At 56.6% G+C, this 385-nt stretch carries 1 protein-coding gene; it reads right to left on the bottom strand.

Going from position 1 to position 385, the window contains the following annotated elements; genetic code table 11:
* On the bottom strand, window positions 1-347 hold a 347-nt coding region (locus tag LKX83_RS34590), incomplete at its 3' end, for an IS66 family transposase zinc-finger binding domain-containing protein (RefSeq protein WP_227887303.1).
* Between the last annotated feature and the right edge of the window lie 38 nt (window positions 348-385).

The raw sequence follows: 385 nt of genomic DNA, 5'->3' as shown, positions 1-385 counted from the left end.
GATGCGGATTCCAGGTAGGAAAGCAACGTTTTGTCGCAGGGGCGGCAGCCGCACACATCTTCGAATAACTGACCGATCCGTTCAAGCGGCATGAGCTGGTACACACTCAGATAAACCGTCCAAGCGGCGAACCCTGTCCCGTACTGCGTGGGAGCTCGAATGCCAGCAGGCGCCGGTGCACGCTGCGTATGATGACAGCATGGACAAACTTTGTGATGGAGGCGATGCTCGGTCACCACGACTTTGGGCGCGGGGAGGTCAAACGCCTGGCGTTTCTCGCACTGGACATCCTTTACGCCGACTAGCGATGTCTGGCATTTTTCGCAGTGTGAAGGAACATGGTCTATGAAGTGGTCGGGTGTCGCGGAAAATGGTAGTGTGTTGC

This window comes from Cohnella baijiui (genome assembly GCF_020731285.1).
GTDB lineage: Bacteria > Bacillota > Bacilli > Paenibacillales > Paenibacillaceae > Cohnella.
This window is presented reverse-complemented; position numbering and strand designations above follow the sequence as displayed.